At 67.8% G+C, this 7,355-nt stretch carries 5 protein-coding genes; 3 read left to right on the plus strand and 2 right to left on the minus strand.

Translation table 11 applies throughout. From position 1 onward, the window contains the following. Positions 1–14 precede the first annotated feature (14 nt). On the plus strand, positions 15–1,382 hold the full coding sequence (locus JHD82_RS11930; protein ID WP_199136632.1) for an LLM class flavin-dependent oxidoreductase: 1,368 nt from the start codon (positions 15–17) through the stop codon (positions 1,380–1,382). Between the two features lie 31 nt (positions 1,383–1,413). Here the strand turns inward: JHD82_RS11930 and JHD82_RS11935 are convergent, their stop codons facing one another. Beyond that, positions 1,414–2,307 (minus strand): amino acid ABC transporter substrate-binding protein, encoded by an 894-nt coding sequence (locus JHD82_RS11935; RefSeq protein ID WP_026062116.1) that lies wholly within the window; start codon positions 2,305–2,307, stop codon positions 1,414–1,416. 182 nt (positions 2,308–2,489) lie between these two features. Between JHD82_RS11935 and corA the strand changes: the two genes are divergently transcribed. Continuing rightward, a complete protein-coding gene (gene corA, locus JHD82_RS11940; protein ID WP_012206223.1) occupies positions 2,490–3,464 on the plus strand; it encodes a magnesium/cobalt transporter CorA in 975 nt (324 codons plus the stop codon). Positions 3,465–3,578: 114 nt separating this feature from the next. Beyond that, a complete protein-coding gene (ppk2, locus tag JHD82_RS11945) occupies positions 3,579–4,499 on the plus strand; it encodes a polyphosphate kinase 2 (protein ID WP_199136634.1) in 921 nt (306 codons plus the stop codon). Between the two features lie 60 nt (positions 4,500–4,559). Here ppk2 and JHD82_RS11950 read toward each other — a convergent pair. Further along, positions 4,560–7,355 (minus strand): AAA domain-containing protein (locus JHD82_RS11950; protein WP_199136636.1); only part of this gene is annotated, 2,796 nt, incomplete at its 5' end.

Here is a 7,355-nt window from a genome sequence, read left to right on the forward strand (position 1 = left end):
AAAGGACTGCTCCCATGTCTCGGCAACTGCACCTGAACCTGTTCCTCATGACGCGCGGCCACCACGAAGGCGCCTGGCGCCATCCCGGCGCCAACCGCAAGGCACTCACCGACCTGGAGCTGTACGTCGATGCCGCACGCATCGCCGAGGCCGCCAAATTCGACGCCGTCTTCCTGGCCGACAGCCTGGTCGGGCCCGAGAACGGCCAGCAGATCACCTCGGGCCTGCTGGACCCGCTGGTGCTGCTGACGGCACTGGCACTGCGCACCGAGCGCATCGGCCTGATCGGCACCGCCTCCACCACCTACAGCCATGCCTACACGCTGGCGCGCCAGTTCGCCTCGCTGGACCATCTGTCCAAGGGGCGGGCAGGCTGGAACATCGTCACCTCCTGGGCGCCCAATGCGGGCCTGAACTACGGCCTGGCCGACAGCGTGGACCACGGCGACCGCTACCGCATCGCCGAGGAATTCGTGTCCGCCGTCGATGCGCTGTGGCGCAGCTTTCCGGCCAGCGCCCTGCTGGACGACACGGCGGCCGGCCAGTTCCTCGACGCATCGCAGATCCGGCCCATCCACTTCGAGGGCAAATACATCCGCACGCGCGGCCCGCTCAACGTGCCCGGCAGCCCGCAGGGCCGGCCCGTCTTCGTGCAGGCCGGCCAGTCCGAATCGGGCCGTGCCTTTGCCGCGCAATGGGCCGAGGCCATCTTCACGGCCCATGGCTCGCGGGAATCGGCCCAGGCCTTCTATGCCGACATCAAGGGACAGGCGCAGCGGCTGGGCCGCCGCCCGCAGGACATCGTGATCCTGCCCGGCATCAGCGCCGCCATCGGCTCCACCGAATACGAGGCGCGCCAGGTCTGGGAAGAGCTCGACAGCCTGACCAGCATCGAGGTCGGCCTGGCCCGCCTGTCCGCACGCTTTGGCGGCCACGACTTCTCGGCCGTGCCGCTGGACCGCCTGCTCACGCGCGACGACTTCCCCGATCCCGACAAGGTCGAAGCCTCGCGCAGCCGCGCCGTGGGCTACGTGGAAACCAGCCTGCGCGACGGCCTCACCCTGCGCGGCCTGCTCAAGCGCCTGGCCGGCGCCCGCGGCCACCTGGCCGTGGCCGGCACGCCCGAACAGGTGGCCGACATCATCGAAGACTGGTTCAGGCACGGCGCAGCCGACGGCTTCAACGTCATGCCGCCCATACTCAACCAGCAGTTCGAGCTGTTCACCAGCGAAGTCGTGCCGATCCTGCGCAAGCGCGGCCTGTTCCGCGAGGAATACGAAAGCCGCACGCTGCGCGGGCATTTCGGGCTGGGGGAGCTGGCGGGGACGGGAGCGGTTGGTGCCCCAGCCGCCCGCCCAAGGGAGCAAGCGCTGGCGGCTTGACCGATGCGGCGCTGCGGCTGCACAGACAGGCCTACAGCAGAATGTCCGCCGTGGGGTACTTCCAGAAGTCGCGCAGCAGGTAGCTGATCGGCAGGTTCAGATTCGTGGAGTTGGGTGGAATCGGCTGCAGGAACCACTTCTCGTAGATGGGGTGGATTTCGCGGCTGGTGATGATCCGCTTCATCTCTTCATCGACCAGTTTCTTGAACGCGGTATCGGCCTTCGGCAGCATGATCGCCAGGGGTTCGGTGGACAGGAACTTGCCCACCACCTTCAGGGCACGTGGATCGGGCCGTGCAGCGGCCAGCCCGTTGAGAAGCACGTCATCCATCACGAACGCGTCGGCTTCGCCCTTCTCCACCATCTCCAGGGCCCTCGCGTGATCGGGGGCCTCCACAATGGTGATGCCCATGAGGCGCTGCCTGTTGGCCTGAGTCACCAGGGCCATCGGGCTGGTGCCCTTGGTGGAAACCAGCTTTTTGCCCTTGAGATCCTCCATCGCGTTGATGGTGCTGTCGGCCTTCACGAGCATCCGGGCGCCGGTGATGAAATGGGGGACCGTGAACGCCACGGTCTGGCGCCGCTGCGCGTTGTTCGTGGTCGAGCCGCACTCCATGTCGGCCTTGCCCTGCTCGATCACGGCCATGCGATTGGCGGGCGTGACCATCAGGAACTCCACCTTCATGTCCTTCCTGCCTGTCTGCTTGCGCACCGCCTCGGCCAGGCGAAGGCACAGATCCAGCGCGTAACCGACGGGCTTGCCGCTGCGCGTGTCGATGTAGGAAAAGGGGACCGACGATTCCCGGTGCGCAATCACCAGCGCGCCACCGGCCTGGACCTTGTCCAGCACACCGGCTGCAGATACACCACTCAAGGCCGACAGGCCCAACGCACCCAACGCAATTCCCCACTGGCGAAAGATCATCGAAGTCCTTGGATCGCAAGCGCCGGGCGGCGCCCAGCAGTGTCGTGACAGGTTATACACGTATTGTTACCAGATGCGCAAACCTGGGCTGCTGGCGGTTTTGCCGGCACCTTGGCCACTGGCTTTTCCCCCTCCCCCGTTATGGCAGGATCACCAGCACCAGAATTACCGAGGGAACTCCCATGCTGATCAACTGCGTCGCCTACGAAAACGGGGCCAAGCTGGCGGACATTCCCGTCGCCGATATCAGCAACTACATAGAGCGGCCCGGCTGCTTCGTCTGGGTGGCGCTGGCGGACGCCACGCCGGCCGAGCTGGAGGAGATGCGCCAGGAATTCGGCCTGCACGCCCTGGCCGTGGAGGATGCGCTGCACGGCCACCAGCGGCCCAAGCTGGAGGAGTACGGCAGCTCGCTGTTTGCCGTGATGCACCTGCTGGAGCCAGAGCCCGAGCGGCCCGGCCACTTCAACCACGGCGAGGTCGATGTCTTCGTGGGCTCCAACTACGTGCTGTCGGTGCGCAACCGCAGCAAGCGCGGCTTCCTGGGCGTGCGCGAGCGCTGCGAGAGCGAGCCCGAGCTGCTGCGCCACGGCTCGGGCTTTGTGCTGTATGCGCTGATGGATGCGGTGGTGGACCGCTACTTTCCCATCATCGACGCGCTGGAGGTGGAGCTGGAGCAGATCGAGCAGCAGATATTCACCAAGGGCGCGGCGCGCGACAACATCAAGCAGCTGTATGAACTCAAGGGCCGCGCCATGGACCTCAAGCACGCCGTGGCCCCCCTGCTGGAAGCCGTGGGCAAGCTCAATGGCGGGCGCGTCCCCCAGATCTGCGTGGGCTCCAGGGACTACTTCCGCGATGTGATGGATCACCTGGGCCGCATCAACGCCCAGATCGACACCATGCGCGACACCGTGGGCACGGCCATCCAGGTGAACCTGTCCATGGTGTCCATCGAGGAAAACGAAGTCACCAAGCGGCTGGCAGCCTGGGCCAGTATCTTCGCCATCTGCACGGCCTTCTTCGGCGTCTGGGGAATGAACTTCGAGAACATGCCCGAACTGAAGTGGCAATACGGCTATCCGGCCGCACTGCTGTTCGTGCTGGGTGTTTGCGGCCTGCTTTACTACAAGTTCCGCAAGGCGGGGTGGCTGTAGGCGGCGGTAAGGCGAGCGGTGCCAGGGTATTCACCCAGCCGCACCGTCACAGCCGCGTCACACATCCACGCCACCATCCCAGGCGCCAACTCCTGGACGCCCGGATTCCCCACCATGTACGACGAACTTCTGCCCGACCACCATGATTCGCTGATGCAGCGCATCGAACGCGATCTGCTCGACAGCTACGACGAAGAACTGGAGATGGAGATAGACGACGCCCGCCTGGGCAGCGGTGGCGACGATCTGGACGGTGCCGACACCGTGAGCCGCCAGACCTACTTTCGCGAACTGCTGCGCCTGCAGGGCGAGCTGGTCAAGCTGCAGGACTGGGTGCAGCACCACAGGAAAAAGGTGGTCATTCTCTTCGAGGGCCGCGATGCGGCCGGCAAGGGCGGCGTGATCAAGCGCATCACCCAGCGCCTGAACCCGCGCGTGTGCCGCGTGGCCGCCCTGCCCGCGCCCAACGACCGCGAGCGCACGCAGTGGTATTTCCAGCGCTATGTCTCCCACCTGCCTGCGGGCGGCGAGATCGTTCTCTTTGACCGCAGCTGGTACAACCGCGCGGGCGTGGAGCGCGTGATGGGCTTTTGCTCCGACGAGGAGTACGAGGAGTTCTTCCGCTCCGTGCCCGAGTTCGAGAAGATGCTGGTGCGCTCGGGCATCACGCTGGTGAAGTACTGGTTCTCCATCACCGACGACGAGCAGCACCTGCGCTTTCTGGGCCGCGTGCACGACCCGCTCAAGCAGTGGAAGCTCAGTCCCATGGACTTCGAGAGCCGCCGCCGCTGGGAGGACTACACCAAGGCCAAGGAAGCCATGCTGGAGCGCACCCACATCGCCGAGGCGCCCTGGTGGCTGGTGCAGGCCGTGGACAAGAAGAAGGCCCGGCTCAACTGCATCTCCCACCTGCTGACCCAGCTGCCCTACGAAGAGATAGAGCACCCGGCCATCGTGCTGCCCGAGCGCACGCGCAATCCCGAATACACACGCAACCCCGTTCCCCAGCACATGTACGTGCCGGATCTGTACTAAGCGGCGGCCGGCAGCGGGCCGCCGGCGTTCCCGCGACCCGTCTTCTCAAGACCCGTTTCCTCACGCCTTCTGCGCCTCGCCATCCTCCACGGATGCCTCGGAGGACGCGGAGGCCTCGGATGCCTCGGACGCCTCAGGCGTCTCTGGCTGTGGCTCTGCCCCGGCGACTGCGGCCGCCTGCGGCACCTCAACAACCTCGGCCGCACGCTTGCGCCGGTCCTGCTCCAGCAGCGCGGTCAGCGCCGCGTGGATGCGCTCCAGCGTGCCGCCCGGGTTGACCCACCAGTCCGTGGACCAGATGCGCAGTATCTGCCAGCCCAGGCCGCGCAGCACCTGCTCGCGCAGCTTGTCGCGGTCGCGCGCCGTGGCCGAGCGGTGGTAGGTGGCGCCGTCGCACTCCACGCCCGCCAGGTAGCTGCCCGCATGGTCCGGGTGCACCACGCCAAGGTCCACGCGGAATGAGGACGCGCCGATCTGCGTGTGCACGCGCCAGCCCTTGCGCTCCAGCGCCTGGGCCACGCTGGCCTCGAAGGGGCTGTCGAAATCGCCCTGGCTGCCATGGTGCGACTCGGCCAGCGCGCGCGGGCCGCGCTCGGCAAATTCCAGGAAATGCTTGAGGTCGCGCACGCCCGCCGCCTGGGTGCGCGACAGGTCCATCTGCTCGCCGCGCAGGCTGGAGAAGATGCGCAGCTCCTGCCGCGCGCGCGTCACCGCCACGTTCAGCCGCCGCTCGCCGCCATCGCGGTTGAGCGGGCCGAAGTTCATGGACACGGCGCCCGAGATATCGGGCCCGTAGGTGATGGAAAAGTACATGATGTCCCGCTCGTCGCCCTGCACGCTTTCCAGGTTCTTGACGAAGACGGGCTCCAGCAGCGCATCGGAGAAAAACGGCTCCAGCCCCGGGTCCTTGCGGCGCTCCTCGTCCAGCAAATCCTCGATCAGGCTTTGCTGCTCGGAGTTGAAGGTGACCACGCCGATGGTGGCACCCGACTGCGCAAACCCCGGCGACTGCAGCCGCGCCACCAGGTCGGCCACCAGGGCCTTGGCCTCGGGCTGGTTGATGCGGGCGCCACCTTTTTCATAGCGGCCCTGCACGGCATGGAAGCTGACGGCGCGGTCATCGGTGACGGGCGAGGGAAAGGTCACCAGCCCGCCGCCGTAATAGCGGTGGTTGCTGAAGGCGATCAGGCTTTCATGGCGTGAGCGGTAGTGCCAGGACAGGTTGCGCGTGGGCAGGCTGGCGCCCAGGCACTCGTCCAGGATGCTTTCCATGTCGCCTTCCACGCCCTGCGTGTCGTCGTCGAAGGTGTCGGAGGTGTCGGCGCGGCCGAAGAAGCTGGTGGGCGGCAGCTGCTTGGGGTCGCCCACCATGACGACCTGCCTGGCACGCGCCATGGCGCCGATGGCGTCCCAGACGGGGATCTGCGAGGCCTCGTCGAAGATGACGATGTCGAAGTTGCTGGTCTCGGCGCTCAGGTACTGGGCAATGGACAGCGGGCTCATCAGCAGGCAGGGCGTCAGGCGCAGCACGGCCGAGGGGATCTGCTCCAGCAGCTGGCGCAGCGGCAGGTGCTGGCGCTTCTTGGTGATCTCGCGCCGCAGGATGCCCCACTCGCTGTTGCGCTGGATGCTGTCGGCCGACGGCAGGCCCGCGCACAGCCGCGCACGTATCCACTGGCGCGTGACCGAGGTGAATTCATCGTCCAGCGCGCGGAAGTCGGCAATGCGCCGCTCATGCTCGGCAGAGACGAAGCGCTTGAGTACCTCGTCCTCGTCCACGGCCAGCGCCAGCCACCAGCGCGCGTAGTTGACCTCGAAGGCCTGTGGCGCCTGGGCCGGCTCCAGGCTGCCGGACTCGATGGCATCGGCCAGCGCACCCAGCCCGCCCGCGCGGGCCGCGGCCTGGGCATTGCGCCAGGCGCACCAGGCATGCAGGCCGCCCTGCCCGGCCAGCACGCCACCCGCTGTGGCCGCCAGCTGCTCGGCCGTGCGCTGGGCCAGGGCACGCTGCTGCGGCTCGCCATGGGCTGCCGCCGCGCTGAAGGGGTCTATGGCCGCGTGCAGGCCGGCCAGGCTGTCCAGCAACTGCTGGCAGGCCATGCCGATCGCGGCGCCCTCGCCCAGCTCGGCGCTGCGCAAGGCCAGCACCTGGTGCAGCGCCTGGCGTGCCTGGGCCAGTTCGGCCTCCTGCCAGCCCAGCCCGGTCAGCCCTGCCTGCAGCGATCCCTGCAGGCGCAGCGCATGCTCCACGGCTTGCGGGCGCGTGTCCAGCCCGTCCCAGACGCCGGGGCAGCGCAAGCGCAGATCGTCCAGCGCCAGCAGCTGTTCCTCGATGGCGCTGCGGGCCGCCAGCTGCGCATGGGCCTGCTGCAGTGCCGCGCCACAGCGGCCCTGGGCCACGGCGGCGTGCGATGCCATCAGGCCGCCCCGCCGCGTCAGTTGCAGGCGCTCGCGCTCGAAGGCCAGCGCGTCCTGCAAGGCCTGGGCATCGGTTTCCAGGCCGCGCCACAGGCCGTGGCTGGCATCGGCCAGCGGCAGGTAGCCATCGAGCTGGCGGTCGATCTGGTACAGGGCCTGCAGGCGCTGCACTTCGGCCGCCCAGCGCTCACCGCCATGGCCTTCGGCCACGGCCTCCAGTCCATCGAGCGAGAAGGATTTCTGCGCGCGCGCGGCCAGCAGGGCCGCATTGGCCTTCAAGGCGCTGCGCGCATGGTCGGTGCGCGTGCGGTGCCCAGCCCACAGGCCGTCGGCTGCGGCGCCGGGCTGGATCTGGTCCAGTTCCTCGCGCAGGCCCCGGATGCGCACCAGGGCGGCCAGGTCGTCGGCCACGCGCGGCTCGCCCGCGCCTTCGATGGT

It is taken from the genome of Delftia sp. ASV31 (assembly GCF_016428765.1).
Lineage (GTDB): Bacteria > Pseudomonadota > Gammaproteobacteria > Burkholderiales > Burkholderiaceae_C > Comamonas > Comamonas acidovorans.